Genomic DNA, 15,375 nt, shown 5'->3' on the forward strand with positions numbered 1-15,375 from the left:
CCGACCGTCAAACAGTTATTTGGGGGTTTCGTTGGCCGGGAGATCCGGTGCGGTGAACCGGCGTCTGTGCTCTGCTGAAGGTATGCGTACGACGACATTGGGCAGGAGCGGTCTCGAAGTTTCGAGGGTCGCTTTCGGCACTTGGCAGCTCGGCGGGGACTGGGGTTCCTTCGACGAGGACGCGGCCATCGCCGCGATCCACCACGCCCGCGAACTCGGGGTCAACTTCTTCGACACCGCCCAGGCCTACGGTTTCGGGAAGTCCGAAGCGATGCTCGGGAAGGCATTGCGCGAAGAACTCAAGCGCGACCGCGACAACCTCGTCATCGCCACGAAAGGCGGAATCAAGCCGCGTTCCGAACGGCCGCGCGATTCCCGGCGCGAGTGGCTGGCACAGGGAATCGAGGACAGCCTTCGTTTCCTCGACGTCGACCACATCGACCTCTACCAGATCCACTGGCCAGATCCCGGCGCGCCGGCCGAGGAGACCGCGGCGATCCTGCAGGAATTCGTCGACGCCGGGAAGATCCGGCACATCGGTGTCTCGAACTACGACGCCGCGGGGCTGGCCGCCTTCGACCGGACCCGTCCGGTGGAAACCTTGCAGCCGCCGTATCACCTGTTCCGCCGGGACATCGAAACCGATCCGCTGCCGTACGCGCGGGAGAACGACATCGGCGTGCTCGTGTACAGCCCACTGGGCAGTGGCCTGCTGACCGGTTCCTTCACGCCGGAGACGACGTTCGAGAAGACCGATTGGCGTTCCCGGTCTTCCGCGTTCACCGGGGAGACCTTCCGGCGCAATCTCGCCGTCGTCGACCGGCTGAAGGAATTCGCCGCGGGCAAGGGGATCTCGGTCGGTCAGCTCGCGATCGCGTGGACGCTCGCCCAGCCGGGCGTGCATGTCGCGATCGTGGGCGCGCGCAAGGCGGCCAATATCGAGGCCAGTCTCGCCGCGGCCGACGTCGACCTGCCAGCGGACGATCTCGCGGAGATCGATCGGCTCACCGCCGGCGCCGTCCCGGTGTCGGGCGCGAGTCCGGAAGGCATCGTCTAGAGCTTGAATTCGGTACCGTCCAAGGGAAGCGAGGCGCCGCCGTCCAGGACGGCGGCGTGCTCCGGCGAGGCGGGGTCGATCACCGGGTTCGTGTTGTTCAGATGCGTGTACGCCCATCGCGGGCCGGGCCGCAGCTTCGCGAGACTTCCGGTGATCGGCAGATGTCCCATCGCCAGCTGGGCGCCGTCGCCGACCTCGGCCGCGGTGGCGCCCGACATCTCGTCCGGCGCGAAGAAAGTTCCGTCCAGCAACACCAGGCCGGCGTCGCGCGTGAACTCGTCGAAGCCGTCCGGCCAGCTCTTCAGGCAAGGCGCGTACACGAGGACGCCGCCGGTCTGGACGTCTTCGATCCGGTACGCCACCACCCATGGCCCGTCCTCAGTGGACGAACGCGCGTACTTCGGCCGCTTGTCACTCACAGGAAGCACGCTCACCCGAAGGCCGTCGATGGCGATCTCCGACGACGGAAGCCAGTCCCAGCCGCCGTAGCCGTCGATGATCGACCGCGCGGGGAACTGTTCGGAGAGCGCGAGAAGGACAGCGTCCGGTGCCCACACCGGGAGCCCGCCCGCTTCGCGCAGCAGAAGCAAGCCGAGTGAATGATCGAGCTCGGCGTCGGTGAGCAACACCCCGCGCAGCGGGATCTCCCGCGGCCCTGGCCCGGCACGCAGCGGTGGCGTGGCGAGGATCTGCGCGCGGATGTCCGGCGACGCGTTGAGCAGGTACCAGCCCTCGCCGTCCGCGCTCACCGCGACACAGTCCTGCGTCCGCGGCGGCGCGTTCGAAACGCACAGCGCACAGGCGCAGTTCCATTGCGGGAATCCGCCGCCCGCCGCGGTGCCGAGCAGGATCACCCTCATCGCGGCCCGCGCATCACGAGTTCGTCCGTTTTCGGGGGTGTGGCGAGGATGAGGTCGACGACGTCGCGCTGTGGTGAACGCGAGCACACGGGGTCCGTGGCCGCGGCGTCGCCGGTGAGCTGGAACGCTTGGCACCGGCAGCCGCCGAAGTCGATCGCGCGCCGCTCGCAGGTGCCGCAGCTGTCCGGCATCCAATCCTCACCGCGATAGGCGTTGAAGGAGCTGGACTCGTACCAGATCCACGCCAGCGGTCTGTCCCGTACGTTGTCGAATTCCAACGTCTCGATCGCCGTCGAAGCGGGACACGGCAACACGTTCCCGTCGGGTGCCACGGTCAGCTGCCGTGCGCCCCAGCCGTACATGCAGGGCTTCGGGTACCGCTCGTAGTAGTCGGCGACGACGTAGATGATCTCCATGCGGCCGCGCAGTCGTTCGGTGGCCGCGCGCACGATCGGCTCGGCCTCGTCGAGTTGCCGCCGGGTCGGCATCAGGGCGTCACGGTTGCGCAGGGCCCAGCCGTAGTACTGCGTGTTGGCCAGTTCGAGCCGGTCCGCGCCCATTTCCTCGGCGAGGGTGATGATCCCGGCGAGCTGATCGTGGTTCTGCCGGTGCAGGACGACGTTCACCGAAAGCGGCAGCCCGGCCTTCTTGATCAGCTCGGCGGCGATCAGTTTCCGGTCGTGGGCCCGTGCGCCGGCGAGCCGGTCGGCGCGTTCGGCTGTCGCGCCCTGGACGGAAAGCTGGATGTGCGCGATGCCGCGTTCGACGAGATCGTCCAATCTGGACTCGGTCAGGCCGAGCCCGGACGTCACCAGGTTCACGTAGCAACCCAGTTTCGCGGCGTGTTCGACCAGGACGGGCAGGTCCGGCCTGGCGAGTGGCTCACCGCCGGACATGTGCACCTGGAGCACGCCGAGCTCCCGCGCCTGCGAGAGCACGGAGATCCATTCCTCTGTGGACAGTTCGCCGTCACGGGCGATCAGTTCGACCGGATTCGAACAGTACGGACAGTGCAGCGGGCAGCGGTGGGTCAGCTCGGCGAGCATGCCCAGTGGTGGCGCCGCGGTTTTCAGGTCCATTCGACGATCCGCCGTTCTCCCAGCCGGGACAGGACGTCCAGGATCTCTTCCTCGCGCACACCGGAATAGCGTTCGCGCAACGCCGAAGCGATCGCCGCGACGTCTTCGACGCCGTCGCAGAGCTTGAGTACGGCGGCAGCGGTCGGATTCGGGACGAGTACGCCTTCGGGGAACAGGAGGACGTGTGTTTCCCGGGTCTGGTCATAACTCAGCCGGACCCCGCGCCGCAGCCGCGGCACCGAGCCCATTTCGAGGGTGCTCATCGCTACTCCTTGGCCGCGGCGCGCTCGATGGCGTCGAGCATGGACCAGAGCACGTCGGTCTTGAAAGAGAGCGCGGCGATCGCCTTCTCCTGCTGCTCGCGGGTGACGGCGTGCCGCACGACGATGTCGAGCGTTCCCTTGCCCTCGCCGGAGACCTTGTCGATGCGGTTGGTGAAATAGGCGAGGTCTTCCCGCGCGATCCACGAATAGTTCGCCAGCACGTCGGCGACCCGCCGCTGCATGAGATGGCCGGCGAACATTTCGGTCAGCCCCGAAGCGACCGCTTCGAGCCAAGGTTTCGTGCGGGCGAAAGTCACGTAGGCGTCGACGGCGAACCGTACGCCGGGGGCGACGTGCCGCTGATCGAGAACCTCTTCGCGGTCGAGCCCGACCGCGGTGCACAAGCGGAGCCACCGCTCGGTTCCGCCGTCGCCTGCCTTCGCCCCGTCGTGATAGACGATGCGGTCGAGCCATTCCCGGCGTATTTCCGGCAACGGGCAGTTGCTGATGATCGCCGCGTCCTTCTGCGGGAGCACGCATTGGTAGTACCAGCGGTTCGCGGCCCAGATCTTCAGCTCGTACTCGGACAGGTCGCCGCGGTGCATCCGCTCGTGGAACGGGTGGGTGCCCCAATAGCGGTGCGAAAGCCCGCGCAAGGCCGCGATGAACTCCGACGACGACAGGGGGGACACCGTGCTGCCTCCAACGGCTCGCTGATCGGGACGGCGGCGCGGTGGTGGGGGGACGGCCCCCACCACCGGATGTGAAGTCAGTCCTCCATGCGGGCCGCGTAGGCGGTGACCTCCATGGGGGTTTCGTACTCGACGAAGTCGGGGGTGGTCCATACCTCGATGGTTTCGATCATTTCCGCTCCTAACGTCCACATGGGATCGAACAGGGCCGAGCCACCGTCACCCTAGAAGCGGGCCGCCGATTCTGACCAGACGTAAGGACCGACTTCCGGAGGTGTTTTGTAAAGTTTCCTACCTATGGCCGATCGAGCCGCCCCGATCGTCACGCTCGGCGCACATAACGGTTAACGGCGGGCGCTGTCGATAGCCCGTCCAGTGGTGTCCGTTTCGTCCTGTGGTGTGTTTGTATCCAACTCGACGGGTGCACCCCGACCACCCGCCTACCGCCGCCATCCGAGCTCCAGGGGTGTAGCTGAAGGAGGCGTCCCATGTCCTTACGTCGTACTCTCGCCGCCACGTTCGCCGCCGCGACGGCCGTGTCGATCGCGGCCGTTCCGGCGGCGGCCGCCGAAGCGCCGTCCGTCCAGGCGATCAGACAACTCGCGAGCGGCCTCAACCAGGCGTGGTCGATCGACTTCCTGCCCGACGGCACCGGTCTCTTCACGCAGAAGGACGCCAAGACGATCAGCAAGATCGACAAGGCGGGCAAGGTCACCACGGTCCAGACCATCCCCGGGGTGAGCGTCACCGCGGAGGCCGGCCTGCTCGGCATCGCCGTCTCGCCGAACTACGCCACCGACCAGACGGTCTTCATCTACTACACGACCAGTTCCGACAACCGGATCGCCAAGCTGAAGCTGGGCCAGGCGCCGACACCGATCGTCACCGGCATCCCGCGTGGTTCGCAGTACCACCACGGCGGCCGGATCAGGTTCGGGCCGGACGGCTACCTCTACGCGGGCACCGGCGACGGCCAGAACGGCGCCAACGCGCAGAACAAGAATTCCCTCGGCGGCAAGGTCCTGCGCGTCACCACCGACGGCGCGGCCGCGCCCGGCAATCCGTTCAACAGCCGCGTCTACTCCTACGGCCACCGCAACGTCCAGGGCCTGACCTGGGCGAACGGTCAGCTGTACGTCTCCGACATCGGCGCCAACAGGCTCGACGAGCTGAACAAGATCGAGTCTGGCAAGAACTACGGCTGGCCGACCTGCGAGGGACCGTGCAACACGGCGGGGATGACCAACCCGGTCAAGGCCTGGCCGACGTCTTCGGCGACGCCGAGCGGGCTCGCGGCCTACAAGGGCTCGCTGTACATGGCTTCGCTCAAGGGCGGCACGTACAAGCTCGACCTGAACGGCAACGGCGGCAAGCTCTGGACCAACCTCGGCCGCACGCGTGACGCGGTCGCGGGCCCGGACGGCCAGCTGTACACGATCACCCCGGGCGCTCTCTACGTCTCCGACGGCAGCTAGCCCCTGACGCAATTCGTCACCTGGTTGCGGCGGTCCGGCATCGCAACCAGGTGACGAATTGCGGGGGTCAGACGCGGGGCAGGGAGACCGCGTGTTCGAGTTCGACCAGCGCGGTGTCCAGGTGGGTCAGGATGCGCTGGAGATGCGGGACGCTGCGGCGGCAGCCGGTGACGCCGAAGTCCAGGTTGTCCCCGTTGCTGGTCAGCGTGATGTTCAGCGCCTGCCCGTCGAGCAGCACCGACGCCGGGTAGATGCCGTCGAGCGACGCGCCGTTCCAGTACATCTGCTTGCGCGGCCCCGGCACATTGGAGATCACCAGGTTGAACGGCGGTTTCGTGTTGTTCACGAAACCGGGGATCGGCGACACGCCGAGCTGGGCGACGTTGATCCCCGACAGCAGCAGTGTCTGCAGCGGGGTCAGCTCCGAGAACAGCTTCTTCCCGTTCCGCATCGACGCGTTGATCGCCGCGAGCCGCGCGGCCGGATCGCTCAGGTGGGTGGCCATATTGCACAGCAGCGCGCCGATGTTGTTCCCCGCCGCGTCCCCGCTGTCCTTGCGCCGCAGGGAAACCGGGACCATCGCGGTCAGCGGTGCGTCGGGGAGCGCGTTCTGTTCGATCAGGTAGTCCCGCAGCGCTCCCGAGCACATCGCGAGGACGACGTCGTTGCGCGACACCCCGGCCGCCGTGGCGATCTTGCGTACCCTGTCCAGCGACCACGACTGCGCCGCGAACCGCCGGGCACCGCCGATCGGGACGTTGAACATCGTCTTCGGCGCCTGCGAAGGCAGCGTCAGAGTGTGCTCCTGGAACGCCTCGCGCGCCACCTTCATCGCGGCGGGCGCGATACCGGCGAGCTGGTTGACCGTCTTGCCCATGGTCTGGAACAGCGAGGGTGACGCCTTGCCGTTGCGGCCGCTCTCGGGTTTGGGCCGGGAGCCCCACGGCGGCGGGCAGTCGAGGTCGAACGGGTCGTCCGACAGCGTGCCCTGCAGATGCCGCAGCGCCGAGACGCCGTCCATCAGCGCGTGGTGGATCTTGCTGTAGATCGCGAACCGGCCGTCCTGCAGCCCCTCGACCAGGTGGATCTCCCACAGCGGGCGATGCCGGTCGAGGAGGGTGCTGTGCCAGCGTCCGGTCAGCTCCAGCAGTTCACGGATCCGGCCGGGCTGGGGCAGCGCCGAATGCCGGAAGTGGTAGTCGAGTTCGAGTTCGGTGTCGGTCGACCAGGCGAGGTGGCCCGCGGTGCTGACCGGCCGGGCGGGACGGCGCCGGAACACCGGGCGCATGTTGTCGGAATCGAGCAGTTTCCGGCGGATGTCACGCAGGTAGTCGGGTCCGGCGTCCTCGGGTTTCTTGAACAGTTGCAGCCCGCCGACGTGCATCGGATGTTCGCGCGTCTCGACGAGAAGGAACATCGAGTCGGTCACGGGCATGAACGGCATCGTCGGACCACCTTCCGCGCGGCGGCGTGTGAGCACGCCGGGTGCCAGAGTTTACGCACACCGAAACCACCATCTCACGCTTTAGGGTGGCTCACATGACGATCCCGACCGATCCGCAGACTGGTGAGTTCCGTCGGTCCGCCAACCATTTCGACGCGCGTGTCACCGCCGACGGCCGTGACGGCTGGCCGGTGGAGGCGGGGAGATACCGGCTGGTGGTCAGCCGGGCCTGTCCCTGGGCGAGCCGCGGGCTGATCGTCCGGCGGCTGCTCGGCCTCGAGTCCGCGCTGAGCGTGGCCGTCGCCGACCCGATCCAGGACGAGAAGAGCTGGCGGTTCACCCTCGATCCCGATGACCGGGATCCGGTACTCGGCATCAAGTACCTGGCCGAGGCCTATCACGCGGCCGACCCGCACTACATGGGAGGCATCAGCGTCCCGGCCATTGTGGACATTCCGAGCAAGCGGCTCGTGAGCAACGACTATCCACAGATCACCCTGGATCTGTCCACCGAATGGACCAGTCTCCACCGGCCCGGCGCGCCCGATCTCTACCCGGAGCGACTGCGTGCCGAGATCGACGACGTCAACGTGGGCGTCTACGCGGACGTCAACGCCGCTGTGTACCAAGCCGGTTTCGCGACCAAACAGGCCGCGTACGAGGACGCGTACACCCGGCTCTTCGCCATGCTGGACGTGCTTTCCGAGCGCCTGGAAAAGCAGCGCTACCTCGTCGGTGACACGATCACCGAAGCGGACATCCGGCTGTTCACCACGCTCGTCCGCTTCGATCCGGTCTATCACGGGCATTTCAAATGCAACCGGAACAAACTGACCGAAATGCCGGTGCTGTGGGCCTACGCCCGTGACCTCTTCCAAACGCCGGGTTTCGGTGACACCGTCGACTTCGACCACATCAAGCGGCACTACCACGCGGTGCACGAGCAGGTGAACCCGACGCGGATCGTCCCACTGGGACCGGACCTGTCCGGCTGGACGGCGCCGCACCACCGGGAGCAGCTGGGCGGGCGCCCGTTCGGCGACGGCACGCCGCCGGGACCGCCGCCCGAGGACTAACGGATCGGGGACAGGAGATGGAGCCACTTCCCGAACGCGCCGACGTCGTCGTGATCGGCGGCGGCATCGTCGGGGTCAGCTGCGCGTACCGGCTCGCCGCGGCCGGGGTCTCGGTGCTGCTGCTCGAACGCGGGAGCCTCGGCGGGGGCTCGACGGCGAAGGCCGCGGGCGGGATCCGGTCGTCGTTCACCACCCGGGTCAACATCGAGATCGGGCTGCGCGGGCTGGCCGAGTACGCCTCCTTCGCCGAGACGTACGGGACCGAGATCGACTTCCGCCGCGACGGCTACCTGTACCTGGTCACCGACCCGGCCGACCTGCCCGAATTCGAGCGCTGCGCCGAACTGCAGAACTCCTACGGCGTCCGCAGCCGGCTCGTCGAGCCCGCCGAAGCGCGGCGGTTCTCACCGCTGATCGACACCGACGGCGTGATCGCGGCCTTGTGGTCGCCGGACGACGCCAAGGCGACACCGGACTCCGCGGTCCAGGGCTACGCGCGGGCGGCCCGCGGGCACGGCGCGGTGCTGAGGACGGGCGTCGAAGTCGTCGGGATCGAACGCGACGGCGACGAGATCACCGGTGTCCTGACCGGCGAAGGCTTCGTGCGGACGAACGCGGTGGTCTGCGCGGCGGGCGCGTGGTCGGGGCGGATCGGTGAACTCGCGGGCGTCGACCTCCCGGTGCGGCCGTTCCGGCGGCAGGTCGTGTTCACCGGCCCGGTCGCGGACCTGCCCGGATCCGTGCCGCTGACCATCGAGATGCCGTCCGCCTTCTATTTCCACCGCGAGGGCCTCGGCCTGGCGATGTCCTTCTGCGACGGTGACGGCGATCCCGGCTTCGACACCCGCTACCAGCCCGGCGACTGGCTGCCGAAACTCGCCGAAATCGCCGCGCGCCGGGTGCCCGCGGTACTCGACGCGGGGATCCGCGGCGGCTGGGCCGGGCTGTACGAGGTCACCCCCGACCGCAACCAGATCGTGGGGGAAAGCGTCCTCCTGTCGCGGTTCTTCTACGCGACCGGCTTTTCGGGACACGGGTTCCAGATGGGCCCGGCGGTGGGGGAGCTCGTGCGGGACCTCTACCTGGGGCGGGTCCCGGCCATCGACATCACCGGGCTCGACGTCCGCCGGTTCGCCGGTGACCGGGCCGTGACGAGGGAGCACAACATTGTCTGAGTTCGTCGAAGTCACCACCGAGGCCGAGTTGCGCGAGATCCTGCCGCCGCCGCTGGAGCGGACCGCGAACAAGGCGCGTCCGAAGCTGCACGAGATGGACCGCCAGTGGCTCGCGGAGTCACCGTTCGTGCTGATCGCGACGTCGGCGGCCGACGGCACCTGCGACGTTTCGCCGAAGGGCGACCCCGCCGGGTTCACGCTGGTGCTGGACGACACGCGGATCGCCATCCCGGAGCGCCCCGGCAACCGGCGTGCCGACGGGTTCCGCAACGTGCTGTCGAACCCGCACGTCGGGCTGATCTACCTGATCCCCGGCCGCGGCGACACACTGCGGATCAACGGCCGCGCACGGCTCGTGCGGGAAGCGCCGTTCTTCGACGACATGATCGTGAAGGGCAGCCGTCCGAAGCTGGCGCTGGTGGTCGACATCGACGAGATCTTCCACCACTGCCAGAAGGCGTTCATGCGGTCGAAGCTCTGGTCGCCGGAGAGTTGGGCGCCCGGCGCGCTGCCGTCCCGCGCGGCGATCGCCAAGACCTTCGAACGGCCGGAGGAGAGCTTGGCCGACCTCGAGGCTTACTACGCCCCTGCCGCCTACTCGGCCGGGTTGTACTCGTGAGTGGCAGGGGCAGTTCTCTTGAGGGGTAAGCAAGGTTGGCTCGTTGCGAAGGTCGAGATGCGTCGCGAAAGCCACTTTCGCGACGCCTGGGGTCCCGAAAGTGGCTTTCGCGACACGGTCGCCTCACGGCCGCGAGTGAACCCCCGCGACCCGACACCTTTGCGTTAACCGTCCCTACTGCTCACGCGGCCCGGCTGCGATGGTTGCTGGATCGTTGAACGATCTGGCACTATCGGCGGGGTGCCTGCACCCACCGGAGCCCAGCATCTCGCCGACGCGCTGACCGCTCTGGGGACCGAAGTCGTCTTCGGTCTCCCTGGGGTGCACAACCTGCCGTTATGGGAGGCGCTGGCCGATACGGACATCCGGCTCGTCGGGGTCCGGCACGAGCAGACGGCCGGGTACGCGGCGGACGGTTACGCCCGCGCGACCGGCAAGCTCGGCGTCGCGTTGGTGACCACGGGGCCCGGTGCGGCGAACACGCTCGCCGCCGTCGGCGAGGCCATGGCGTCGGCGGCGCCGGTGCTGGTCATCGCGACCGACATCCCCTCCACGCTACGGCGGCCCGGCGTGGTTCGCGGCGTGCTGCACGAGACGTCGGATCAGCAGGCGATGTTCGCGCCGGTCACCAAGGCCGGGTTCACCGTCTCGAGCGCCGACCAGGTCGCCGCGACGCTCCACCGCGCGGCCAGGCTCGCGCTCCAGCCGCAGAGCGGGCCGGTCTACCTCGGCATCCCGGCCGACTTCCTGTCGGTGCGGACGCCCGCCCGTCGTCCGCCGAGGTCGCACGCCCGGCCCGCCGAGATCCCGGACCTCACCGAGGCCGAGGCGCTCCTTGCCACCGCAGACCGGCCGCTGATCTGGGCGGGAGGGGGCGCGCTGCGCGCCGAGGCGGGTGAGGTGATCGGGAAACTCGCCGAACGGCTGGCCGCGCCGGTGCTCACCACGTTCGGCGCTCGCGGGCTCCTGCCGGTCGATCATCCCTGTCTCGCCCCGAATCCGGTGCACGCGCCCGAAGTCGGGGCGCTGTGGGACGAGGCCGACGTCGTCCTCGCCATCGGCACCGACTTCGACGGGCTGATGACGCAGAACTGGCTGATGCCGCAGCCGAAGAAGCTCATCGCGATCAACGTCGACCCGGACGACGCCGCCAAGAACTACCAGCCGGACATCACACTGGTCGGGGACGCCCGGGTGCTCACCGAGGCGCTCAAGGTCGAGGAACGGCCCGGTATCGCGGCGCTCGTCGGCAGGCTCGCCAAGGTCTCCGCCCGGGTCCGGCAGCGGATCAAGGAAGAGGAGCCACAGGCCGCGGATCTGCTGTCCACTTTGGACGAGGTGCTGCCGGCCGACGCCGTCGTGGTCGCGGACATGTGCGTGGCCGGCTACTGGATCGGCGGCTTCCACCGTGTCCGCGCGCCGCGCAAGCTCGCGTATCCGATGGGCTGGGGCACCCTCGGTTACGGCTTCCCGGCCGCGCTCGGTGCCGGCGCGGCGGGCACCGGCCGCGCGATCTGCGTCAGTGGTGACGGCGGTTTCCTGTTCGCCTGCGGTGATCTCGCCACGATGGCGCAGGAGCAGTTGCCGGTCACGGTGATCATCGTCGACGACGGCGGTTACGGGATGCTTCGGTACGACCAGGACCGGGCCGGGCTCCCGCGCCGGGGTGTCGACTGGGACAGTCCCGATTTCGTCGGCCTGGCGAGGTCCTTCGGCGTGCACGCGGACCGGGTGTCCGGGTTCGGGCGCGCGTTCCGGCGGCTGCTCGCCGAGTTCATCGAGTCCGACGAGCCGAACGTGCTCGTCGTCCGCGCGAAGATGGCGCCGCCGCTCAACACCTCGCCCCGCTGGTACCGCAAGGAATCCCCGTGACCGGGCTCCGCGTCGGCGTGGACATCGGCGGTACGTTCACCGATCTCTGCGTGCTCGACGAGACCGGTGTCGTCGCCGTCGGCAAGGTGCTGACGACGCACGACGAGCCCGCTCGCGCGGTGGAGGAAGGTCTCAAGAGGACACTCGCCGACGCCGGGCTGCACGCCGGCGACGTCGAGCAGTTCGTGCACGGGACCACGCTGGTCACGAACGCGCTGATCGAGCGCAAGGGAGCGCGCACCGCCCTGCTGGCGACGGCCGGTTTCCGCGATGTGCTGGAGATGCGGCGCGAGCATCGGTACGAACTGTACGACCTGCTCATCGAGCTTCCCACCCCGCTGGTGCCGCGTCACCTGCGGTTCGACGTCCCCGAGCGGATCCTCGCCGACGGGGCGGTCCACACAGGACTGGACGAGGAGTACGTCGCGCGGCTCGGCCGCGAACTCGACGCCCGCGGGATCGACGCGGTGGCGATCTGTTTCCTGCACGCCTTCACGAATCCCGCGCACGAACAGCGGGCCGCCGAGGTGCTCAAGGACGTCGCGCCCCGGCTCCGGGTCGCGCTGTCCAGCGAGGTCGTCCCCGAGATCCGCGAGTTCGAACGCGCGTCGACCACGGTCGCGAACGTGTATGTCCAGGATTTGACCGAACGCTATCTCCGTGATCTCGAACGGCGTCTGCACGAGGCCGGGGTGCGGCCGTCGCCGCACATCATGCTGTCCAACGGCGGGATCGCGACCGTCGACACCGCCGCGCGCCACCCGATCCGCATCCTCGAATCCGGACCGGCGGGCGGGGCGCTGGCCGCGTCCGCGATCGGATCCGCGGCGGGGACCGGGGATCTGCTGGCCTTCGACATGGGCGGCACGACGGCGAAACTGTGCATGATCTCCGACGGCGCGCCGCTGGTGACGCACGAATTCGAAGTGGACCGGAAGTACCGGCTGCTGCCGGGATCCGGGCTGCCGGTCAAGGTGCCGGTCATCGACATGATCGAGATCGGCGTCGGCGGCGGCTCGATCGCCCGCATCGACGCGCTCGGCCTGCTCACCGTCGGGCCGGATTCGGCGGGGTCCGAGCCCGGTCCGGTCTGTTACGGACGAGGCGGCACCGAGCCGACGGTGACCGACGCGGACCTCGTGCTCGGCTACCTGGATCCGGGGTATTTCCTCGGCGGTGGAATGACTTTGGACGCCGAAGGCGCGCGTGAGGCGATCCGCTCGAAGATCGCGGACCCACTCGGCGTCAGTGTCGAAGAGGCCGCTTGGGGCATCCACACCAGCGTCAACGAGGACATGGCCAACGCCGCCCGCGTCCACGCCGTCGAGCGCGGCAAGGATCCGGCGAAGCTGCCGATGTTCACCTTCGGCGGCGCCGGGCCGGTGCACGGGGTCGGTGTGGCGCGGGCGCTCGGCGCGCCCGAGGTGGTCGCGCCGAGCGCGGCCGGGGTGCTGAGCGCGGCGGGATTCCTCACCGCGCCACTGGCCTTCGACTTCGTGCGTTCGGCGCGTGCGGCGGTACTCGACCTGTCCTGGGATCAGGTCGACGCGCTGTTCGCCGAGATGGAGGCCGAAGGAAGGGAACTGCTGGAGGAGTCCGGTGTGGACGGTGCGGAGGTGGCGCACCGCCGGATCGCCGAGATGCGGTACTCCGGGCAGGGCTACGAGATCCGCGTACCGGTCGAGCGGGGGAACTGGCCGGATTCGCTGGTCGACGCGTTCACCGAAACCTATCGGACGTTGTATCGGCGGACCGGGCCGGACGTCGCGATCGAGGTGCTCAACTGGCGTGTCGTTTCCCGCGGTCCGGCACCCGAGGTCACGCTGAAACTCGCGGGCGCCGAGGTCGAGGGTGACGCGCGCAAGGGGAGCCGTCCGGCGTACTTTCCCGCCGCGGGTGGCTTTGTCGACACGGCGGTGTTCGACAGGTATCGCCTCAAGCCGGGCGATCGCGTCGAAGGACCGGCCATTGTGGAGGAACGCGAGTCCACCGTGGTCGTCCCGCCGGGCGCGAACTGTGTTGTCGGCGCGGACGCGGGCCTGGTGGTGACGGTATGAGCGTCGACCCGATCCTGGTGGGGGTGCTGGGAAACCGGCTGCATTCGATCCTGGCCGAACAGCAGAACGCGCTCGTCAACACGGCGTTCTCCTCCGTGGTGCGGGAATCTCTCGATCTCGCCTGCGCGGTGTTCGACTCGCACGGCGAGATGATCGGCCAGTCCGTCGGCGGGACCCCCGGCCACATCAACGCGATGGCGACCGGGATGCACCACTTCGTCGCCGCGTACCCGCCGGAGACCCTGGAGCCGGGCGACGTCCTGCTCACCAACGACCCGTGGCAGACGGCAGGGCAGATCAACGACATCACCGTCGCCACGCCGGTCTTCCTGCGGGGACGGCTGGTCGCGTGGTTCGCTTCCTGTTGCCACGCACCGGACATCGGCGGGCGGCTGGTCTCGGCCGAGGCCAACGAGGTCTTCGAAGAGGGTTTGCGCCTGCCGATCATGAAGTTCCTCCGCGCGGGCGAGGTCAACGCGGATCTCGAACTGCTGATCCGCGCGAACGTCCGCACGCCGGAAGAGACCATCGGCGACTTGTACGCGCAGGTGACCGGGAATGAGGTCGGTGCCGCCAGCCTGGTGCGGCTGCTGGAGGAATTCGATCTCGATTCGTTGGACGACGTCGCCGCCGAGATCATGAACCGCTCCGAGCGGGCTCTGCGGGACGCGCTGGCGAAACTGCCGGACGGTACGTACACCAGCGAACTGGTGACCGACGGCTTCGACGACGAAGAGGTCGTCCTCAAGGTCGCGGTGACCATCGTCGGCGAAGAGATCCACCTCGATTTCGCCGGATCGTCGCCGCAGAGCCGCCGCGGGATCAACGTCGTCCTGAACTACACCCGGGCTTATGCCTCGTTCGCGGTCAAGGCCGCCATTTCGCCGGAGGTACCGCACAACGCGGGCTCGTTCCGGCCGGTGCACGTCACTGCGCCGGAGGGCTCGGTGCTCAACTGCGCGCCGCCCGCGCCGGTCGCCTCCCGCCATCTGATCGGGCACTTCCTGCCGTCACTGTTGATCACCGCGCTGCACGAAGCCTTGCCCGGCAACGCCTTGGCGCACAGCGCGGACGCGTTGTGGATGACGATCTGGCGTGGCGCCGACGCCAGTGGACGCGAGTTCATGCTCAACGTCTTCCAGACCGGCGGGATCGGCGCACGGGCCACCAAGGACGGTCTCAGCACCACCGGCTTCCCGAGCGGGCTGCGGTCCACGCCGACGGAGGTCATCGAGACGATGGCGCCGCTGATCCAGCGCGAACGCGTGCTGCGCACGGACTCCGGAGGTGCCGGGCGATGGCGCGGCGGCCTCGGTCAGTGCACCACGATGGCCGCCCACGGTGAGATCTCGTGGAGTGTCAACGGGAACGTCGACCGGGTGCTCCGGCCGGCGTCCGGTGTGGACTCGGGACACGACGGCGCGGTGGGCCGGTTCGAGCTCGCCCGTGGTCCCTTGCCGTCGAAGAGCCGGGTGAACCTGCGTCCGGACGACGTCGTGGACGTGGTCCTGCCCGGCGGCGGCGGTTACGGCGACCCGTGCGAACGGGAGCCGGAGGCTGTGCTCGCCGACGTCGTCGACGGATACGTGTCGGCGGAAGCCGCGCGCGAACTGTACGGCGTCGAAGTCACCTATCACGGAGAACCCGGGGCGCTGGTGCGGCTTCCGGAGGACTACACAGCGGTTTCGTCGAGAGGGAAGAGATGA

14 protein-coding genes are annotated in these 15,375 nt (G+C 68.6%); 8 read left to right on the forward strand and 6 right to left on the reverse strand.

Going from position 1 to position 15,375, the window contains the following annotated elements:
- Positions 1-82: 82 nt before the first annotated feature.
- Positions 83-1,057, forward strand: coding sequence for an aldo/keto reductase (locus ACLJO0_RS04775; protein ID WP_410576705.1), 975 nt, complete (start codon positions 83-85; stop codon positions 1,055-1,057).
- Here ACLJO0_RS04775 and pqqB read toward each other — a convergent pair.
- From pqqB to pqqA, 5 genes are all read right to left on the reverse strand, one after another.
- Positions 1,054-1,917, reverse strand: a complete 864-nt coding sequence (gene pqqB / locus ACLJO0_RS04780) for a pyrroloquinoline quinone biosynthesis protein PqqB (protein WP_410576706.1) — start codon at positions 1,915-1,917, stop codon at positions 1,054-1,056. The two genes, ACLJO0_RS04775 and pqqB, sit on opposite strands and share 4 nt — an antisense overlap.
- Positions 1,914-2,996, reverse strand: coding sequence for a pyrroloquinoline quinone biosynthesis protein PqqE (pqqE, locus tag ACLJO0_RS04785; protein WP_410576707.1), 1,083 nt, complete (start codon positions 2,994-2,996; stop codon positions 1,914-1,916). Before pqqE ends, pqqB begins: the two co-directional genes overlap by 4 nt.
- Positions 2,987-3,259 carry a pyrroloquinoline quinone biosynthesis peptide chaperone PqqD gene (gene pqqD, locus ACLJO0_RS04790; protein WP_125788472.1) on the reverse strand — a complete coding sequence of 91 codons (273 nt, stop codon included), beginning with the start codon at positions 3,257-3,259 and terminating at the stop codon, positions 2,987-2,989. The genes pqqE and pqqD overlap by 10 nt, the downstream gene beginning before the upstream one ends.
- A gap of 2 nt (positions 3,260-3,261) precedes the next feature.
- Positions 3,262-3,951, reverse strand: coding sequence for a pyrroloquinoline-quinone synthase PqqC (pqqC, locus tag ACLJO0_RS04795; RefSeq protein ID WP_410576708.1), 690 nt, complete (start codon positions 3,949-3,951; stop codon positions 3,262-3,264).
- Positions 3,952-4,028: 77 nt separating this feature from the next.
- Positions 4,029-4,124 carry a pyrroloquinoline quinone precursor peptide PqqA gene (pqqA, locus tag ACLJO0_RS04800; protein ID WP_007033797.1) on the reverse strand — a complete coding sequence of 32 codons (96 nt, stop codon included), beginning with the start codon at positions 4,122-4,124 and terminating at the stop codon, positions 4,029-4,031.
- Between the two features lie 315 nt (positions 4,125-4,439).
- Here pqqA and ACLJO0_RS04805 point away from each other — a divergent pair, with 315 nt between their 5' ends.
- Entirely contained in the window at positions 4,440-5,426 is a 987-nt protein-coding gene (locus tag ACLJO0_RS04805; protein ID WP_410576709.1) for a PQQ-dependent sugar dehydrogenase, read from the forward strand.
- Between the two features lie 67 nt (positions 5,427-5,493).
- On the opposite strand, the gene ACLJO0_RS04810 is transcribed toward ACLJO0_RS04805, so the two are convergent.
- Positions 5,494-6,870 carry a WS/DGAT/MGAT family O-acyltransferase gene (locus ACLJO0_RS04810; protein ID WP_410576710.1) on the reverse strand — a complete coding sequence of 459 codons (1,377 nt, stop codon included), beginning with the start codon at positions 6,868-6,870 and terminating at the stop codon, positions 5,494-5,496.
- A 95-nt stretch (positions 6,871-6,965) separates the two neighbouring features.
- Here ACLJO0_RS04810 and ACLJO0_RS04815 point away from each other — a divergent pair, with 95 nt between their 5' ends.
- The 6 genes from ACLJO0_RS04815 to ACLJO0_RS04840 all read left to right on the forward strand — a co-directional run bounded on the left by ACLJO0_RS04815 (position 6,966) and on the right by ACLJO0_RS04840 (position 15,375).
- Positions 6,966-7,946: a glutathione S-transferase family protein gene (locus ACLJO0_RS04815; RefSeq protein ID WP_410576711.1), complete on the forward strand. Its 981-nt coding sequence runs from the start codon at positions 6,966-6,968 to the stop codon at positions 7,944-7,946.
- 17 nt (positions 7,947-7,963) lie between these two features.
- Positions 7,964-9,121: an NAD(P)/FAD-dependent oxidoreductase gene (locus tag ACLJO0_RS04820; RefSeq protein ID WP_410576712.1), complete on the forward strand. Its 1,158-nt coding sequence runs from the start codon at positions 7,964-7,966 to the stop codon at positions 9,119-9,121.
- The gene (locus ACLJO0_RS04825) at positions 9,114-9,740 is read left to right on the forward strand and encodes an MSMEG_1061 family FMN-dependent PPOX-type flavoprotein (protein ID WP_410576713.1); all 627 of its coding nucleotides are present in this window, start codon (positions 9,114-9,116) and stop codon (positions 9,738-9,740) included. The genes ACLJO0_RS04820 and ACLJO0_RS04825 overlap by 8 nt, the downstream gene beginning before the upstream one ends.
- 240 nt (positions 9,741-9,980) lie before the next feature.
- Positions 9,981-11,612, forward strand: a complete 1,632-nt coding sequence (locus ACLJO0_RS04830; protein WP_410576714.1) for a thiamine pyrophosphate-binding protein — start codon at positions 9,981-9,983, stop codon at positions 11,610-11,612.
- A complete protein-coding gene (locus ACLJO0_RS04835) occupies positions 11,609-13,669 on the forward strand; it encodes a hydantoinase/oxoprolinase family protein (protein WP_410576715.1) in 2,061 nt (686 codons plus the stop codon). Before ACLJO0_RS04830 ends, ACLJO0_RS04835 begins: the two co-directional genes overlap by 4 nt.
- On the forward strand, positions 13,666-15,375 hold the full coding sequence (locus tag ACLJO0_RS04840; RefSeq protein WP_410576716.1) for a hydantoinase B/oxoprolinase family protein: 1,710 nt from the start codon (positions 13,666-13,668) through the stop codon (positions 15,373-15,375). The genes ACLJO0_RS04835 and ACLJO0_RS04840 overlap by 4 nt, the downstream gene beginning before the upstream one ends.

Source organism: Amycolatopsis sp. lyj-108 (assembly GCF_046549005.1).
In the GTDB taxonomy this organism is placed as follows: Bacteria; Actinomycetota; Actinomycetes; order Mycobacteriales; family Pseudonocardiaceae; genus Amycolatopsis.

Bases quoted from the DNA above. Each gene is read 5' to 3' on its own strand.
- ACLJO0_RS04775 (WP_410576705.1), top strand. From the start codon at position 83: ATGCGTACGACGACATTGGGCAGGAGCGGTCTCGAAGTTTCGAGGGTC.
- pqqB (WP_410576706.1), bottom strand. From the start codon at position 1,917: ATGAGGGTGATCCTGCTCGGCACCGCGGCGGGCGGCGGATTCCCGCAA.
- pqqE (WP_410576707.1), bottom strand. From the start codon at position 2,996: ATGGACCTGAAAACCGCGGCGCCACCACTGGGCATGCTCGCCGAGCTG.
- pqqD (WP_125788472.1), bottom strand. From the start codon at position 3,259: ATGAGCACCCTCGAAATGGGCTCGGTGCCGCGGCTGCGGCGCGGGGTC.
- pqqA (WP_007033797.1), bottom strand. From the start codon at position 4,124: ATGATCGAAACCATCGAGGTATGGACCACCCCCGACTTCGTCGAGTAC.
- ACLJO0_RS04805 (WP_410576709.1), top strand. From the start codon at position 4,440: ATGTCCTTACGTCGTACTCTCGCCGCCACGTTCGCCGCCGCGACGGCC.
- ACLJO0_RS04810 (WP_410576710.1), bottom strand. From the start codon at position 6,870: ATGCCGTTCATGCCCGTGACCGACTCGATGTTCCTTCTCGTCGAGACG.
- ACLJO0_RS04815 (WP_410576711.1), top strand. From the start codon at position 6,966: ATGACGATCCCGACCGATCCGCAGACTGGTGAGTTCCGTCGGTCCGCC.
- ACLJO0_RS04820 (WP_410576712.1), top strand. From the start codon at position 7,964: ATGGAGCCACTTCCCGAACGCGCCGACGTCGTCGTGATCGGCGGCGGC.
- ACLJO0_RS04840 (WP_410576716.1), top strand. From the start codon at position 13,666: ATGAGCGTCGACCCGATCCTGGTGGGGGTGCTGGGAAACCGGCTGCAT.